The organism is Bradyrhizobium sp. 192 (assembly GCF_023100965.1).
Taxonomy (GTDB): Bacteria; Pseudomonadota; Alphaproteobacteria; order Rhizobiales; family Xanthobacteraceae; genus Bradyrhizobium; species Bradyrhizobium symbiodeficiens.
In genome coordinates this window covers 3,995,878-4,012,970 of the sequence record NZ_CP064690.1, presented here as the reverse complement: position 1 = coordinate 4,012,970, position 17,093 = coordinate 3,995,878, and the positions used below count along the sequence as shown (strand labels likewise).

Sequence of the window (17,093 nt, the reverse complement as noted above, 5' to 3'; positions counted from 1 at the left end):
ATTGCGTCGCGCGCAGGTCTTCCACGAGGGCACGAAAATCACGCGGCGGACTGTTGTGAACGCGATCAAATCGCGGCATCAACGCCGCTGCTATGAGAATTGCGACTGCCAGCGACGATGACGACTCATGATCGAACTACCGGTTCATCCATGAGCCGCGCCGGCTTGCGGTTCTGCTCCGCCATCCTCGCCGTGACAGTCTTCCTGGTTGACGTGCTGACGCCGCTCGAGGGAGCGGTCGCCGTGCTCTATGTCGTCGCGATCCTGCTCGCGGCGAAGACCAACCGGCGCGACGACACCATCGTCGCCGCGGCCGGCTGCGTCGTCCTGACGATTTCCGCCTATCTGCTGTCGCACGATCTGGAGAGCATCGCCTCGCCCTTGCTTCGCTTGTTGGTGAGCCTCGCGGCGATCGGGATCACGACTCTGCTGGCGCTGCAAAATCACGCGGCGACGCAGCGCCTCGCAGCGCAGGCGCGCCTGCTCAACCTCTCGCATGACATGATCTTCGCCAGGGATCGCGGCGGCGTAATCACCTTCTGGAACAAGACCGCCGAGCAGGCCTATGGCTGGTCGGCCGACGAGGCGCTCGGACAGCTCGCCGACAAGCTTCTGCGAAGCACATATCCCGACCGGCGCGAGATCATCGAAGCGGGCCTGCTCGACACTGGTCGATGGGAAGGCCACGTGCAGCAGCGAACCAAAGACGGCGCCGTGCTCACCGTCGATGCCCGATGGGCCCTGCAGCACGACCGTCTCGGCAAGCCCGTCGGGGTCCTCGAGACGCACACCGACGTCACCGACCGCGTCGCCGCACACAGCGCGCTGGTGCAGAGCGAGCAGCGGTACCGCCGGATGTTCGACGCCAGCCGGATCGGCGTGGTCGAAGAGGACTGGAGCGAAGTCCGGGCCGCACTGCAGTCGCTGGACACCGCCGGCACCGGCCTGCACGACCATCTGGTGCAACATCCTGATTTCGTCCGGAATGCCCGCCGGCTCGCCAAAATCACCGACGTCAATCCGGCCCTGCAAAAGATGGCAGGGGCAAACGGCGCCTCGGCCTTCATCGAAAATGTGGATCTGCTTCTCGGTGAGAACGACCGGAGTTTCCTCGGCGCCTTGATCGCGTTCGCGGAAAGGGAACCGTTCTACGAAGGCGAGACCGAGATCGTCAGGTTCGACGGACGCAAGGTTCCCGTGCTGTTCACGATCACCTTTCCCTCCGGGCCTGACGGCGATCGCAACGTGCTCGCTTTTGTCGTCGACATCACCGAGCGCAAGCAGGCGCAGGATGCCCTGCTTGCGGCGCAGGCGGAGCTCGCCCATGCCGCACGCGTCGCCACCCTCGGCGAGCTCACCGCCTCCATTGCCCACGAGGTCAACCAGCCTCTGGCGGCGATCGTCACCAGCGGAGAGGCCGGCCTGCGCTGGCTGCGGCGCGAGGTGCCCAATCTGGACGAGGTCGCGGCCACGATCGTCCAGATCGTCGCGGCAGGCCGCCGCGCCAGCGAGATCGTGGCGCGCATCCGGACCTTCCTGAAGAAGGCGCCCCCCCAGCAGGACAGTATCGATATCGCCGAGATCATCGAGGACGCGGCCCTTCTGGTCGCTAGGGAGCTTGCCAACGACGACGTCGTCCTCACCTCCGAGACCGAGCATGGGCTGGGGCCGATTCGCGGCGACCGGATCCAGCTTCAGCAGGTGCTCGTCAATCTGCTGGTCAATGCCGGCCAGGCCATGTCAGGTCAGCCCGGTTCCCGCACCGTCAAGCTGCGCGCCAGCGCCGTCGACCACGAGCGTCTCGCCATCACAGTTCAGGACAGCGGTCCCGGCGTCCGGCCTGAAGACATACCCCGCCTGTTTGATCCGTTCTTCACGACGAAACCCGGGGGAATGGGCATGGGACTTGCGATCTGCCGAACGACGGTGGAAGCTCACGGCGGCCAGTTGTCGGTCCAGAGCACGCCCGGCGCGGGGACGACGTTCCGCCTGACACTGCCATACGCCCAAGAACATCAAGAACATCCCGGACCATGACACGACCAGACCAAGCGCAGCCGCCTGCCCAATCCCTCAATTCGGTCGTCATCATCGTCGATGACGATGCCGGGATCCGCGCTTCGCTCGACAGCCTGTTCCGATCCGTCGGCCTCGAGACGCGCCTGTTCGCCTCGCCCGCCGAACTGCTCGGCGGCGCGCTGCCGGACCGCCCCGGCTGCATCGTGCTGGACGTCCGCCTTCCCGGTGTGAGCGGGCTCGATCTGCAGGGCCAGCTCGTCCGGCACGGCATCAGACATCCCATCATCTTCATGACCGGTCATGGCGACATTCCGATGTCGGTGCGTGCCATGAAGGCCGGCGCAGTCGATTTCCTCGCCAAGCCGTTTCGCGACCAGGACATGCTCGACGCGGTGACGGCGGCGCTCGAGCGCGATGCACAGCACCGCGCCGAGGCCGCGACCAAGGAGGACATCCGCGCCCAATACGAGACCCTGACGGCGCGCGAGCGTGAGGTGATGGGCCATGTCACCGCTGGCCTGATGAACAAGCAGGTCGCCGCCCTGATCGGTCTCAGCGAGATCACAGTCAAGATCCACCGCGGGAACGTCATGCGCAAGATGGAGGTCCGGTCGCTGGCCGACCTCGTCCGCAAGGCCGAGGCGCTCGGGGTTTCCCAGACCCGCAGGACTACGGACCAAACCTGAGTATAGTTCCGGCCGGGCTGATCCGGGTGCATATAAGACGTTATCGGCCGCGCAAAGGGAGGTACTTCTCCTTGCGGAACACCGCGGTCAGGATTGTGCGCTCATGGCCAAAACCCCGGTGATTGCGATCGTAGACGACGACGAGGGCGTTCGCACCTCGCTTGCGAGCCTCGTGCGCTCGATCGGCTACGAAGCCCAGGCCTACGCATCCGGCATGGACTTCCTGCGGCAGGCACCGGGAGACGATCCCGCGTGCATGATCGCCGACGTCCAGATGCCCGTTATCTCCGGCGATGAGTTGCAGGCCCGGCTGGTTGCCGCCGGCCGCCATTTCCCGATCATCTTCATGACGGCGTTTCCGAGCGAAAACGTGCGCCAGCGTGTGATGGCCGCAGGCGCGCATTGCTATCTCGGCAAGCCCTCCAGCGGTGACGAGATCATCCGCTGCCTCGAAGAGGCGCTGGCAGGCCACGCGCCGTAGTCCGCAAGAGGGCTCTCCTCCCAACCCGACGTACATTCCGGCAAACAGGTTGGTGGACCGGAAATACCGGTGAGCCCGGCAAGCCTCCACTCGGCTTCGATTTACGACATTCCGAGACGGCCCTCGCCGGGGTGCCCGCGCGCTGGCGCCGCGCCAGCCGGAACGCGTCGACTTCATCCAGGCTCTCAGCCAGCAATCCGGCTCCGGCTCGCAAGGCCGTGTCTTGGGTGCGGCCCGCAGACTTCTCGTGAATCATGCGAAATGAGAAACAGAAGGGGTTCGTGAAATACTTTGGCTGCGGGATCGGCGATGCTGTGCGTGTCAGGTGACTGAGACCCCCACGTCACCGCTCGAGCCTCCCTCCTCCCTGGGCATACGAGCATCTCAGGGCCGTCCTCCCCCAAAGGACGGCCCCTTTTTTCGACCGCGCAGCGCGATCGACGGCATCGTCTCTTCGGAACCTGGTGGCGCTAGCCGCTCAGGTGACGCGCGCAAGCAAACGCCTGGCGTCGCGTGCCTCGACGATCCTGCCGCGTGCACAGTCGGCGCCGGCCGCAACGCGGGCATCGCGCGCAAGGCGGTTGTTTTGCCAGCCCGTTACAACCCTTGCTTCTTCGCAGTTTTGGTCGGTCAGGTCGGCGGGAGTGCTGTCTCTCCCGCCGCCCTTTCCTTCTGCCGGCCGTGCGTCAGGACCGGCGAGAAAACGTCGTCAGCGCGTAGCCGGCTGGTGGATGCTGCGCGCGGCGCGAGTGATCACAGCTGCGACTTCCTTCGGATGCGACTCGTAGACCGAGTGGCTGGCGCCGGGGATGACGGTGATCTGGCTCTTAGCGCGCTCATAGTACCAGCGCTCGAGATCCGGATTGATGATCTGGTCGCTACCGGCCACGACGCCCCAGCTCGGCTTGGTCTTCCATGCGGCCGCAGTGAGCGGCGTGCTGAAGACCTGCGCCGCAGCCGGGACCTGCGAGCGAGCGACGAACTCGGCGCGCTCACGCGGCAGATCGGGCGCGAACAGTTTCGGGAATTGCACGGGATCGAGATAGGTGAACTTGTCGGGGGTGACCTTGATGACGCCCTCGGTCTTGCCGAGCACGCTCGGCGTCTTCTTGCCCAGCGCCGATTCATCTTCGCCGACGTCGGGCGCGTGCGCGGCGACGTAGACGAGACCGACGACGTTGGGATGGACTCCGGCTTCAGTGATAATGGAGCCGCCATAGCTGTGGCCGACGAGGAGTGTCGGACCGTCCTGTTGATCGAGAATGCGCTTCGCCGCCGTGACGTCGTCGGCGAACGACGTCTCGGGCTCCTGCACCATGGTGACGCGGAAACCCTCCTTGGTGAGGATCTCATAGACCGGCTTCCAGCCGGACGCATCCACCCAGGCCCCGTGTACCAGGACGATGTTCTTCAGGGGTTCTGCGCGTGCGGGAGCAACGGTCGCGAACAGAGAGAGAGCGGCGGCAAAGGCCAGACCAGCGTTGGGGTGCTTCATGTCGGGATCACTCCGGGTTGGAATGCGCGACACTAGTTCCGCCGCTGGCCTGCGTATTTCGGCAAGCAACGGCCCTTGCCACTTCGCACGCCGAAAACTGCTCGTCACAATTGCGGCCACTCGCACATCCTCCGGACGCGACCTACTTAGGCCGTGCACTTCGAGCGGAGCACATGCCATGCGTGCGGAGAGTCACGACGTCGCGAAGACTGCCATCGTCTTCCGCAGAAACCACAGGTCGAACCGATCGACGATGGCGCAGGGATCGACAATGACACCGAATTCACTCATCCGGATCGCAGCTGCCCTTATAGTCCTCCTGAATGCGGCAACTCCGGTCCATGCAGCGTCCTGCGAGGATTCGGTCGGGCGTGTCCAGGCACAGCTGGACGCCGCCATTGAGAAGAATGCAGACGCAAATGGCTGGAGTCCGGAGAGCCTCGAGGCACTACGCGGTGATCAGCCCACGCCGCGATCTCTGGCGCAGGCGGAAGGCGCAAGGGGAGCGCATCTTCGGCTCGCGCTCGATGCCCTCGATCGCGCGCGGGCGGCGGACGGTTCCGGCGACATCGCCAGGTGCCGCCGCGAGTTGTCCGAGGCGACGCTACTGCTCCAGCAGGAGCCACAATGATTCCGGAGGGGATGCCTTTGCGATCGTGCGGCCAGACAGCGGGACGTGCGTTCAGGGAATACCGGCACGCCGGCCGTTCCCTATCGTTCCGCGCAATGAAGGAATCCGGAGCAGCCCATGCGAGAACAGCCCTCCTCGAACAGGTCCAAATACCGCCGGTTTACATCGATGCTTCTGGGTGCGGCTCTTGCATTTGGCCTGATATGGCTGCCCGCCGCAGCGGTTATTGCGCAAACGGCACTGCCGACGATGCCACCATCGATCGGAATGCTCTCGACCTCGCCGCTCAACATGGGTTCGACACGGCCTGAAGGCATTCCGCTGGGCTCGACTGAAATTGCAACGCCGGGCGTATCTCCGATCACGCCATTGCAAGGCACGACGAACTGCGCCGCATCAGGCAATCCCGGATCATCGGGAGCCCTGTTCGACGGCGGCGGCCTCTCCGGAAGCTCGTCACTTGCCTGCCCGAACGGCTTGACGACCCAGTCAGCCTTGCCTCCCTCGACATCGACAGTCGGACGCGTCGGGATTCCGCTCGGATCCACCGAACTCGGCGGTGCCGGAATCAGTTCGTTCGTGCCGGTGCCCGGCCCTGACTCCGTGGGCAGCACGAGTTCAATCAACGGCTCCGGCAATCCCGGAGATCAAGGAGGATCATCGCCGTGAAACGGAGCCTCACCATTGCACTCGTTGCTCTCGCCGCAATCGTGGTCGGCGGAGGCTTCTGGCTTTTCGGCGGCGACAAGAAGCCGATCGTCACCGCCGCGCCGCTGCCCGCCGCCGTGCCAGTGGTTGCTGCCACCGTCACCGGCAAGGATGTTCCGATCTATCTGCGCGGCATCGGCACGGTGATCGCCTACAACACTGACGTCGTGCGCAGCCAGATTCAGGGACAGATCGTCAAGATCGCGTTCACCGAGGGCCAGACCGTCAAAGCCGGCGACCTGCTCGCCCAAATCGATCCTCGTCCTTACGAGGCACAGATCGAGCAGCTGACGGCGAACCGCGACCGGGACCAGGCGCAGCTCGTGAACGCCGAGGCCAATCTTTCTCGCTACAATCAGCTCGGCGACAAGGGTTATGCGACCCCGCAACTGATCGAGACGCAGACGGCGCAGGTGGCGCAGCTCAAGGCCGCCGTGAAGGCCGACGAGGCGCAAATCGATCAGGCCAATGTCCAGCTCAGCTACACGCGCCTGACGTCGGCGATCCCCGGCATCACGGGTGTCCGCCAGATCGACGTCGGCAACGTGATTCATCCGACCGATCCGAACGGTCTGGTCGTCGTCACCCAGATCGAACCGATCTCGCTGCTGTTCACCCTGCCGCAGGCGGATCTGCCCGCAATCCAGGAGCAGGCCGCGAAGGGAGCGCTGAAGGTCATCGCCTACAGCCAAGACAATAAAATGAAGCTCGATGAGGGCACGCTGCTGCTTGTCAACAACGAGATCGCGGGGACCACCGGCACCGTCCAGCTCAAGGCGGTATTCCCGAACCATGAGCACCGGCTGTGGCCGGGCCAGCTGGTGAACGCGCGCCTGCTGCTGGAGACCCGCAAGGATGCCCTGACGGTGGCGGGATCGGCAGTTCAGCAAGGTCCGAACGGCAGCTATGTCTACGTCGTGTCTGCCGATCAGACAGCCACCTTGCGCCCCGTTCACGTGGTCGAGATCAGCGACGGACAGGCCCTGATCGATCGGGGCTTGAAATCGGGCGACGTCGTCGTGGTCGATGGCCAGTATCGGTTGACCGAAGGAAGCCGCGTCAGAGAACTGCACGGCAAGGCGGCACGCGAAGCCGATCTGCAAAGCGCCGTGCAGGACGCGCTCCCATGAACCTCTCCGCGCCCTTCATCCTGCGGCCGATCGCGACTGCCCTGCTGATGGCCGGCTTGCTGTTGTGCGGCCTTGCGGCCTATCCGCTGCTGCCGGTCGGCGCGCTGCCGAACGTCAACTACCCGACCATCCAGATCTCGGCGCAACTGCCGGGCGCGGACCCCGGCACGATCGCGTCGTCCCTGGCCACGCCGCTCGAACAGCAGCTCAGCCAGATTCCCGGCATCACCCAGCTCACCTCGTCCAGCGCACTCGGCGTGGCACAGCTCACAGTGCAGTTCGAGCTGTCGCGCACGGTCGACAGCGCCGCGGTCGACGTGCTGGCCGCGATCAACGCCGCGAGCCCCTTCCTGCCGCCGAACATCCCCTACCCGCCGACGATCAGGAAGGTCAATCCGGCCGAGACGCCGATCATGCTGATCGCGCTGACGTCGGACTCGTTACCGCTGACCACGGTCGACGCCTACGCGGAGAACATCCTGCTGCCGAAGATCTCGCAGGTGCCTGGCGTGGGCCTGGTCGGCATCGGCGGCCAGCAGAAGCCCGCAATCCGTGTCCGCGTCAATCCGCAGGCGCTCGCCGCCCGCGGCATCGGCCTCGAAGACGTCCGCAACGTGATCGCCGGCGCCAATGTCGATTTGCCGAAGGGCACGCTCAACAGCCCGCGCGTCACCTATACGTTGAACACCAACGATCAACTGCTCAAGCCCTCCGCCTATGAGGACCTCATCATCGCCTACCGCAACGGCTCGCCGGTGCGCATACGCGATATCGGCACAGCGATCGAAGGACCCGAGAACGACCTGCTGGCCGGCTGGTACGGCAAAGAGCGCGCCATCATTCTGGCAGTCCAGCGCGTGCCCGGTGCCAACGTGATCCAGACCGTCGACCGGATCAAGAAGCTGCTGCCGCAACTGCAGGCCTCCGTTCCGCCGGCGATCAAGGTGACGATCGCCGCCGACCGGACCGCCACCATCCGCGCCGCGGTCTCCGACGTCCAGTTCACCCTGATGCTGACGGTCGCATTGGTGGTAATGGTCATCTTCCTGTTCCTGCGGAATTTCTGGGCCACCGTCATTCCGGCGATCACGGTTCCACTGGCGCTGATCGGCGCGTTCGCGGTTCTCTACGTGCTCGGCTACAGCCTGGACAATCTCTCGCTGATGGCGCTGTCGATCGCGGTCGGCTTCGTGGTCGACGATGCCGTCGTGGTCATCGAGAACATCGTACGCCATCTCGAGCAGGGCATGACGCCGATGGAAGCGGCGCTCAAGGGCTCCAGCGAGATCGGCTTCACCATCATCTCCATCACCCTGTCGCTGATCGCGGTGTTCATCCCGCTGTTCCTGATGGGCGGTTACGTCGGCAAGCTGTTCCAGGAATTCGCAGTCACGATCACCGCCGCGCTGCTGCTGTCTCTGGTCATCTCGCTCACACTGACGCCGATGATGTGCGCGCGGCTGCTGAAGGATCAATCGCGGAAGAAACACGGCCGGCTCTATCTCGCCTTCGAACGGGGATTCGATGCCCTGCTTTCACTCTATGCGAGAGGCCTGCGGATCGTTCTGCGCCATCGCTTCGTGACGCTGCTGGTGATGCTCTCGACCATCGCGCTGACCGGCTATCTGTACGTGATCATCCCGAAAGGTTTCTTCCCGCAGCAGGACACCGGGCAGATCGTCGGCATCACCGAGGCTGCCCAGGACATCTCCTTCCCCGCGATGTCCGAACGTCAGCAGGCGATCGTCGGCATCCTCTCGAAAGATCCGGCGATCCAGTCGGTGGCGAGCTATATCGGTCCGGGCGGCCCGACGGCAACGCTCAATCAGGGACGCATCTTCATCGTCCTGAAGCCGAAGCCCGAGCGCAAGGCCAGCGCCGATCAGGTGATCGAGCGGCTGGGGCCCCGGCTGGCCCACATCCAGGGCATCAGGCTTTACATGCAGGCTGCCCAGGACATCACCATCGGCGCACGGCTGTCGAAGACGCAGTATCAATACACGCTGACGGACGCAGATTCCAACGAGCTCACCAACTGGTCGGCGACCTTCCTGGCAAAACTCCGCGCGCTGGACCTCATCACCGACGTCGCGAGCGACCAGGCCAATGCCGGTCCGAGGCTCGAAGTCACCGTCAATCGGGAAGTCGCCTCCAGCTTCGGTATCCTGCCGACGACGATCGACAACGCCCTCGACGACGCCTTCGGCCAGCGCATCGTCTCCACCATGTTCACCTCGCTGAACCAGTATCACGTCGTGATGGAGGTCGATCCGAAATTTCAATACGGACCCGAGGCGCTCAAGGACATCTACCTGAACTCGGCTGGCGGCCAGCAGGTGCCCCTGAGCACGCTGGTCCACGCCGTCATCAAGCCTGCGCCCATCCTGATCAATCACCAGAGCCTGTTTCCCTCGGTCACGATCTCGTTCAACCTGCGGCCCGGCGCAGCGCTCGGCGATGCGGTGACGGCGGTCCAGAAGATCGAGAAGGAGATCGGTAAGCCCGCCTCGCTGTCGACATCGTTCCAGGGCAATGCGCAGGCCTTCCAGTCCTCGCTGTCGGGCACGCCGCTATTGATCGGGGCGGCGCTGATCGTGATCTACATCATTCTCGGCGTGCTCTATGAGAGCCTGATCCATCCGATCACGATCCTGTCGACGCTGCCTTCGGCCGGCATCGGCGCGCTCCTGCTGCTACTCGCCGTCCATATGGATCTCAGCGTCATCGCCATCATCGGCATCATCCTGCTGATCGGCATCGTCAAGAAGAACGGCATCATGCTGGTCGATTTCGCTCTACAGGTGGAACGCGAGCACGGGCTCAGCCCGGAAGAGGCGATCTACCAGGCCTGCACGCTGCGCTTCCGCCCGATCCTGATGACCACGATGGCCGCGCTGCTCGGCGGCGTGCCGCTGATGCTCGGCACCGGTACCGGCGCGGAGTTGCGCCAGCCGCTCGGCTACACCATCGTCGGCGGCCTGATGTTCTCGCAGATCCTGACGCTCTACACCACGCCCGTGGTCTATCTCTATCTTGACAAGCTCGGCAACTGGTTCACCGGGCGCAAGCCGCGGGCGGCCGCGACGTCCACTCTCTCGACAACAGGGGCAGATACGGAACTGAGCCATGAATCCGCTTGAGAAGGTGACCGCCGGCATGACCGCCGACAAACTGGTGGCCGTTACGCCCGAGATGACGGTCGGCCACGTGATACCAGGCATGCCGGCGGTCTACGGCACGCCGATGATGATCCTGCACATGGAAATGGCCGCCGGATCGGCGGTGCAGCCGTTCCTGCCCCCAGGCCATGTGAGCGTCGGGATGATGGTCAACATCCGCCACCTCGCCGCAACGCCGGTCGGCCGCACGGTGCGCGCAATCGCGCGGGTGATCGCGGTCGAGGCCAAGAGCATGCTGTTCGAAATCGAGGCCTGGGACGGCGGCCGCAAGATCGGCGACGGCACACACCGGCGCGGCGTAGTCGATGTCGCCGAGTTCGAGCGGCGGTTCGACGTGACAAAACCAACAGCAGAGATGGCCTAGCCTCGCGGCCGGCGAGCAGCCGATCGGACCTCGTGCGCTTTGACAAAGGACCTGTCAGATTGCAAAAGACGACTCTTCAACGTCGAATTAGATATTTCGTATGACGCTCGAACGCCGGGATGGCTCCACGCCCGTAAAGCCCCAGCGATGGTGGCGCCGTATGCTCCCAGGCTGGCCCATGCGGAATCGCGCTCCACTGTGGGCGTGGGGTAGTGTCGCCCTGAGCTTGTTGTCGTTCACGTTTTCCCTGCTCGGCTTCAATCTCACAGCGATCGCATTCGCCGCCTCAATAGCGGCTTCGCTCGTGGTGATCAGCCTGACGCTCACCGCCCGGAAGAAGGCCCATACCGAGCTGGAGCGGAGCGAGCAGCGATATCGCCATCTGTTCAGCCGCATGCCGATCGCATTCCATCAGCTCGACGCCAGCAGGCTGGTCGTGCTGTTCCGGAAATTGCGCCGCGAAGGGGTCAAGGACCTCGGCCCCTATTTCGATAGCCATCCCGAGTTCCTCCGGACCTGCATGGACGCGCTCTCGTTTCAGGAGGCCAACGAACGGGCCGTCCAGATGTTCGGAGGCGGCGTCAGCGGCTATGTCGGACCATCCATGGCCGAGACCTGGAAGGAACGTCCCGATACGTTCCGGCGGGCCATGGAGTCACGTTATGGCGGTGAGACGAACTTCGAGGAAGAGACCCAGATGGTCACCTGGGACGGCCGTGTCGTCGACGTCCTCTTCACGACGGCCCGCGTCGGCCCCATCAACGACCTCGAAATCAGCCTGGTCGGCACCATCGACATCTCACAGCGTGTTCGCGCCCAGCAGAAGCTCCAGCAGGTCCGGGCCGAGTTCGCGCATGCTGCGCGCGTCTCGATGCTCGGCGAGCTCACCGCCTCGATCGCGCACGAGGTCAACCAGCCGCTGGCCGCCATCGCAACCAGCGGCGCCGCCGGGCTGCGGTGGCTGAACAGGCCTACGCCCGATATCGTCGAGATCCGCAAGACCATCGAGAACATCGTCGTGGATGCCCAGCGCGCCGCGAACATCGTGGCGCGCGTTCACGGGATGGCTTCCCGGAAAGCGCCCGAGCAGGCATCCCTGTCGTTCGACGAGATCATCCGCGAAGCGCTTCTCTTCCTGCGACACGAGATGGAATCCCGAAGCGTGAGCATTTTGCACCAACCCGATCCGAGCGCGCCACAGGTGCTCGGTGACCGCACCCAGCTCCAACAGGTGATCGTCAACCTGGCCATCAACGCGGTGCAGGCGCTGTCACAGGCTGGATATGGCGATCGCAGAATCGTCATCAGCACGATCACGCAAGACGCGGCCACGCTGTGCTGCTCCGTGGAAGACAACGGTCCCGGCATTGCCGCCGAACATCTCGATCGGCTGTTCGAAAGCTTTTTCACGACCAAGGACAATGGGATGGGCATGGGACTAACGATCTGCCGGTCGATCGTCGAAGCGCACGGCGGCCGGATCGGCGCCGAAGGCCATGGCGTCAATGGCGGCGCCCGCTTCTGGTTTACGCTGCCGCTATCCCCCGGGAGCAGCCGAACGCACCAGGCGGATCGGGACGCCCTTGTATGACGGCGTAAAGCTGAGCGGGTCGCGGGCATAGAGCGGAACCAACGGATTGGTCTCCGGATAGTAGGCCGCGCAGCAGCCGGTCGGAAAAGAATAGGCTACGACGCGGAAGTTGCGCACGATCCGCTCGGCGCCGTCGGTCGAGGCGGTGATCAGGTCGACGCGATCGCCATCGGCAAGCCCGCGCTTCCTCAGCTCGTATTCGTTGAGGAAGATCACGTCGCGCTGGCCGACAACGCCGCGATAGCGATCGGACATCGAGTAGAGCGTGGTGTTGTACTGATCGTGGCTGCGTATGGTGGTGAGCCAGAGCGAATCGGGATCGCTCTCCGGCGGGTCTTCGCCGCAGCCCGGGAAGACCAGGAAGTTCGCCTTGCCCGAGGGCGTCGCCCAGATGCGCTCGCGTGCAGTCGAAGTGAGATGGAAGCCGCCGGGGACGCGGATGCGGGCATTGTAGCCCTGGAATATCGGGAACACCGCCTCGATCGCATCGCGGATGCGATCGTAATCGGCAACGAATCCCTCCCAGTCGACCACCGTGCTTTCGCCCAGCGTCGCCTTGGCGACGCCGGCGACGATCGCGACCTCGCTGAGCAGGTGCTCCGATGCCGGCTCGTTGCGGCCGCCGGATGCATGCACCATCGACATCGAATCCTCCACCGTGACCGACTGCGGCCCCGATGCCTGCACATCGACTTCGGTCCGTCCGAGGCACGGCAGGATCAGGGCGGCGCGGCCGTGGATCAGGTGGCTGCGGTTGAGCTTGGTCGAGACGTGGACGGTCAGATCGAGCTGCCAAGCGCCGCCCGGGTCGCCTGCCAATCCGGAATGGCCGCGGCAAAATTGCCGCCCATCGCGAAGAAGGCCTTCACCTCGCCGCGGATCATGGCTTCCAGCGCGGTGACCACGTTGTGTCCCGGCGCGACCGGAGGCTTGAAACCGAAGCGTTGCTCCAGGCGTGCAAGGAACTCCGCCTTGGGGACCTCCGTGATCCCCACGGTCCGATCGCCCTGCACGTTGGAATGACCGCGAACCGGGCAAACGCCGGCGCCTTCGCGCCCGACATTACCGCGCAACAGCGCGAGATTGGCGATCTGCTGGACATTGTTCGCGCCGCGCCAGTGCTGGGTGATGCCCATGCCGTAGACGAGGATGGCGCGCTCAGCCTTCATGTAGGCGCCAGCGGCATATTCCATGTCCTCGCGCGTCAGGCCGGACTGACGTTCGATATCAGGCCATTGCGTGCGCTTGAGATCGTCGATCAGCGCTTCGACGCCGACGGTGTGACCGCGAATGAAATCCCAATCCAGGATCTCCGGCTGCTCGGCGGCGCGGGCGGCATCGTCCGCCTCGACCACGATCTTCATGATCCCCTTGAGAACGGCGACGTCGCCGCCGACCCGGACCTGGAAGAGTTTTGAGCTGATCGGCGTCGACGACAGCGTGATCATCTCGACGGGGCTCTGCGGTGCCTGGAAACGCTCCAGCGCCCGCTCTCGGAACGGGTTGAATGAGATGATCGATGCGCCGCGGCGAGCCGCGTTGTGCAGGCTCGTCATCATCCGTGGGCTGTTGGTGCCCGGATTCTGGCCGAAGATGAAGATGCAATCGGCCTTGTCGAAATCCTCCAGCAACACGGTGCCCTCGCCGACGCCGAGCGAGTACGGCAGGCCGACGCTGGTCGCCTCATGGCACATGTTCGAGCAATCGGGGAAATTGTTGGTGCCGTATTCGCGCACGAAGAGCTGATAGAGGAAGGCGGCTTCGTTCGAGGTCCGCCCGGATGGGTAGAACTCCGCCATGTTCGGATCGGGCAAGGCCCGAAGCTCCCGACCGATCATGTCGAACGCTTCGCTCCACTCGACCGGGAGATAGCGATCGGATGCGGAATCGTAAGCCACCGGATGGGTGAGCCGCCCGACCATTTCGAGATCGTAATCGTTCCAGCCCGCGAGCTCCGTGACGGTATGCTCGGCGAAGAATTCGGGGGTGCAGCGCTTCGATGTCGTCTCCCAGGCGATCGCCTTGCCGCCGTTCTCGCAGAATTCGAATGACGAGGTGTGCTTCGGGTCGGGCCAGGCGCAGCCGGGGCAATCAAAACCCTCCGGTTGATTCATCCGGCTCAGCGTCGCTGCGCCCTTCAGCGGCGCCCTCTGCACCAGAAGCGCCTCGCTGAGCGCCTTGAGTGCGCCCCAGCCGCCGGCGGGTCCACCATAGGGACGAACCGATTTCGTGGTCATCTCGACATCTCTCGATCTTGTGCTTCTTCGCGGTAGTTAAGGATCGCGCGGGCAGAGCCGTCTTTTCAAAACGAAACCGAATTTCGCAATTGCACACGTCCGGACCGGGATGGTCGGCCGCAGCAGCCATGCATTCCGGCAAAAGCAGCGCCGTTCTCGGAAGCTGAAACGACAAGCGGAAACTAGGGTTGGCGGTTGGAGCCCCGTCGCTACGGAGGGCTTTCGACATTTTTCAGGAGCGACCCCAGATGTTTTCACGACGTGATTTGCTGGCCATGTCCGCGGCAGGCGCCGCCATGGTCGGCTCGAGTGCGCAGGCCGCAACCTTCGGCAACCCGGACGAGCCGCCGCAAGGTGCCGTCAACGCCAAAAGCCCCGGCAGCCTGACCGATCCCGGTCCGCAAAACCCTGAATTGGCCAAGCAATTCCCCTCCGCACAAACCCCGCCGGCGACCGACGTAGGCGGCCAGCCGATGGATTGGGCCTCGTTCAACAATGCGCCGAGGCGCATCCAGAATGGCGGCTGGGCACGGCAAGTCACCGTCGCGGATTTCGCCATCTCGAAAGAGATCTCCGGCGTCAACATGCGGCTATCCGCCGGCGGCATCCGCGAGCTGCATTGGCATCAGGCGGCCGAATGGGCGATCATGACCTACGGCAGCTGCCGCATCACCGTGCTCGACACGCAGGGGCGCCCCTATGTCGGCGACCTCAAGGCCGGCGACCTCTGGTATTTCCCGTCGGGCGCGCCGCATTCACTGCAGGGACTGGGTCCCGACGGCTGCGAATTCGTGATCTGCTTCGACGACGGCCACGCCAATGAGTTCAACACGCTGCTGGTGACGGATTGGCTTGCCCATACGCCGCCCGAGGTGCTGGCGAAGAACTTTGGCGTGCCGGCCGACGCCTTCGCCAAGATCCCGCTGAACAATCTCTGGATTTTCCAGGGGACGCTGCCCGGCGATCTCGCTGCCGATCGCGCCGCAATCGCCAAGCATGCGGAGGCACCGCCCTATCCGTTCATCCATTCGCTCGGCAGTTCGGCGCCGGTGAAGGAGAGCTCCGCCGGCAGCATCCGCGTCGCCGACAGCAGCAACTTCAAGGTATCCACCACCATCGCCGCGGCACTGGTGACGATGCCGCCGGGAGCGGTCCGGGAGATGCACTGGCATCCGAACGCCGACGAGTGGCAGTACTACATCAAGGGCAAGGCGCGCATGACGGTGTTCGACACCGGCCCGAACGCGCGGACGACGGATTTCGCGGCCGGCGACATCGGCTATGTCCGGCGCAATCTCGGCCACTATGTCGAGAATGTCGGCGACACCGAGCTCCAGTTCATCGGCGTATTCCGTGCGCCGCGCTACGAGGAGGTCTCGCTCTCCAAATGGCTGACGCACACGCCGCCCAAGCTCGTCGCCCAGCACTTCAACATCGACGAGAAGCTGGTCGCTCAATGGCCGGACAACGGCCCCGGCGTCATGCCCAAATCCTGAAGCAAGCCCATATGGGGCCGGAACGAGAAAGGTGCCGAAGCCGGCACCTTTCCTTTTGTCCGTGGTTCGCGCCGTACGGCGATCTACAGCGATCGGCCGAGGAGGAAGGCCACGAGCGGCAGGAGATGGGACAGCGCCCGCTGCCATTGCCCTGATAGCGCACGGATCCCGAGGAAAACGCCGTTGCCGGTCCGCGAACTCGCGAACACGCCGAGCGACAACCATGCAGCCAATGTCGACGCGCGGTCACGATCGAGCCACATCCGGACTTCCATGCCGAGCTCGTTCGAGATCAACTCGATGTTCCCGATCTCGCTTGCGCCGCCGATGATCCCTTCGGTGAGATTGAAGCCGACGCCGAAATCCTCGAGGTCAGCCGGCGTCCCCATCATCGCCGCATGAGTCGATCCGTTGTAGGTGAGCGCGATGACGCTCTCCTCGGCCACCAATCGCGATGTCGATGTGGTGCGGCCGCCGCGCCAGGCGATCTCCCGGTGCCGGGTGAATGTCGAGCCCCCCATCATGGCTCACCCCCCTCGCAGCGATCGGCGGCATGAACACACTTAATCCTTACGAATTCGGACCGCTTCGGCCGGTCTCGTAGAGGAACCAGATCCGCCGCTCCGTCTCGTCGATCCAGTTCTCCAGCAGGCTCGCGGTCGCGACATCGCCGTGTTCGTCGCAGAGCTCGTGGACCCGGCGCATCTCCCGCGTCAGTTGCTGATTGTCACCGCGGAGCTCGGCGAGCATGTCCTGCGGATCGACATAGTCGGCGTCGTTGTCGAGAATGCGCTGCTCGCGCGCGATCTGGCCGATCGAGCGCAGAGCCGTTCCGCCGATCTTGCGCGACCGCTCGGCAATATCGTCGGTCATGGCAAAGATCTGCTCGGCCTGCTCGTCGAGCATCAGGTGATAGTCGCGAAAGTGCCGGCCCGACACGTGCCAGTGAAAGTTCTTGGTCTTCAGGTACAGCGCGAAAACGTCAGCCAGCAACGCTCTCAGCGCGGCTGGGATATCCCGGTTCGCATTGGCCCCAAGATCCGTCGGGGTCTGGATATCGGCTTTCGTCATGATCG

13 protein-coding genes and 1 pseudogene are annotated in these 17,093 nt (G+C 64.2%); 10 read left to right on the top strand and 4 right to left on the bottom strand.

Features of this window, described 5'->3' with window-relative positions; genetic code table 11:
* The first annotated feature begins 150 nt into the window (after window positions 1-150).
* The 3 genes from IVB24_RS18200 to IVB24_RS18190 all read left to right on the top strand — a co-directional run bounded on the left by IVB24_RS18200 (window position 151) and on the right by IVB24_RS18190 (window position 3,186).
* Window positions 151-2,037 carry a PAS domain-containing sensor histidine kinase gene (locus IVB24_RS18200; protein WP_247774002.1) on the top strand — a complete coding sequence of 629 codons (1,887 nt, stop codon included), beginning with the start codon at window positions 151-153 and terminating at the stop codon, window positions 2,035-2,037.
* Complete coding sequence (locus tag IVB24_RS18195) at window positions 2,034-2,705, top strand: response regulator transcription factor (protein ID WP_094974827.1); 672 nt, start codon at window positions 2,034-2,036, stop codon at window positions 2,703-2,705. Before IVB24_RS18200 ends, IVB24_RS18195 begins: the two co-directional genes overlap by 4 nt.
* A 103-nt stretch (window positions 2,706-2,808) precedes the next feature.
* Complete coding sequence (locus IVB24_RS18190; RefSeq protein ID WP_094974828.1) at window positions 2,809-3,186, top strand: response regulator; 378 nt, start codon at window positions 2,809-2,811, stop codon at window positions 3,184-3,186.
* Window positions 3,187-3,895: 709 nt separating this feature from the next.
* On the opposite strand, the gene IVB24_RS18185 is transcribed toward IVB24_RS18190, so the two are convergent.
* Window positions 3,896-4,681 (bottom strand): alpha/beta hydrolase, encoded by a 786-nt coding sequence (locus IVB24_RS18185; RefSeq protein WP_247774001.1) that lies wholly within the window; start codon window positions 4,679-4,681, stop codon window positions 3,896-3,898.
* Window positions 4,682-4,859: 178 nt separating this feature from the next.
* On the opposite strand from IVB24_RS18185, the gene IVB24_RS18180 reads away from it, so the two are divergent.
* From IVB24_RS18180 to IVB24_RS18155, 6 genes are all read left to right on the top strand, one after another.
* Entirely contained in the window at window positions 4,860-5,312 is a 453-nt protein-coding gene (locus tag IVB24_RS18180; protein WP_247774000.1) for a hypothetical protein, read from the top strand.
* Between the two features lie 117 nt (window positions 5,313-5,429).
* On the top strand, window positions 5,430-5,981 hold the full coding sequence (locus IVB24_RS18175) for a hypothetical protein (protein ID WP_247773999.1): 552 nt from the start codon (window positions 5,430-5,432) through the stop codon (window positions 5,979-5,981).
* Window positions 5,978-7,150 carry an efflux RND transporter periplasmic adaptor subunit gene (locus IVB24_RS18170; protein ID WP_166469754.1) on the top strand — a complete coding sequence of 391 codons (1,173 nt, stop codon included), beginning with the start codon at window positions 5,978-5,980 and terminating at the stop codon, window positions 7,148-7,150. The genes IVB24_RS18175 and IVB24_RS18170 overlap by 4 nt, the downstream gene beginning before the upstream one ends.
* Window positions 7,147-10,290, top strand: a complete 3,144-nt coding sequence (locus IVB24_RS18165; protein WP_247773998.1) for an efflux RND transporter permease subunit — start codon at window positions 7,147-7,149, stop codon at window positions 10,288-10,290. The genes IVB24_RS18170 and IVB24_RS18165 overlap by 4 nt, the downstream gene beginning before the upstream one ends.
* Window positions 10,277-10,693 (top strand): thioesterase family protein, encoded by a 417-nt coding sequence (locus IVB24_RS18160; RefSeq protein ID WP_247773997.1) that lies wholly within the window; start codon window positions 10,277-10,279, stop codon window positions 10,691-10,693. Before IVB24_RS18165 ends, IVB24_RS18160 begins: the two co-directional genes overlap by 14 nt.
* Window positions 10,694-10,793: 100 nt before the next feature.
* Window positions 10,794-12,284, top strand: coding sequence for an ATP-binding protein (locus IVB24_RS18155; RefSeq protein WP_247773996.1), 1,491 nt, complete (start codon window positions 10,794-10,796; stop codon window positions 12,282-12,284).
* Here the strand turns inward: IVB24_RS18155 and IVB24_RS18150 are convergent.
* Window positions 12,231-14,521 (bottom strand): annotated as a pseudogene (locus IVB24_RS18150) (FdhF/YdeP family oxidoreductase). The gene IVB24_RS18155 and the pseudogene IVB24_RS18150 overlap by 54 nt on opposite strands.
* A gap of 248 nt (window positions 14,522-14,769) precedes the next feature.
* Here IVB24_RS18150 and IVB24_RS18145 point away from each other — a divergent pair.
* A complete protein-coding gene (locus IVB24_RS18145) occupies window positions 14,770-16,017 on the top strand; it encodes an oxalate decarboxylase family bicupin (RefSeq protein WP_247773995.1) in 1,248 nt (415 codons plus the stop codon).
* An 83-nt stretch (window positions 16,018-16,100) separates the two neighbouring features.
* Here the strand turns inward: IVB24_RS18145 and IVB24_RS18140 are convergent, their stop codons facing one another.
* Both IVB24_RS18140 and IVB24_RS18135 read right to left on the bottom strand, forming a co-directional pair.
* Complete coding sequence (locus IVB24_RS18140; RefSeq protein WP_247773994.1) at window positions 16,101-16,541, bottom strand: formate dehydrogenase accessory sulfurtransferase FdhD; 441 nt, start codon at window positions 16,539-16,541, stop codon at window positions 16,101-16,103.
* Between the two features lie 46 nt (window positions 16,542-16,587).
* Window positions 16,588-17,088, bottom strand: coding sequence for a DNA starvation/stationary phase protection protein (locus IVB24_RS18135; RefSeq protein ID WP_162406395.1), 501 nt, complete (start codon window positions 17,086-17,088; stop codon window positions 16,588-16,590).
* Window positions 17,089-17,093: the final 5 nt, after the last annotated feature.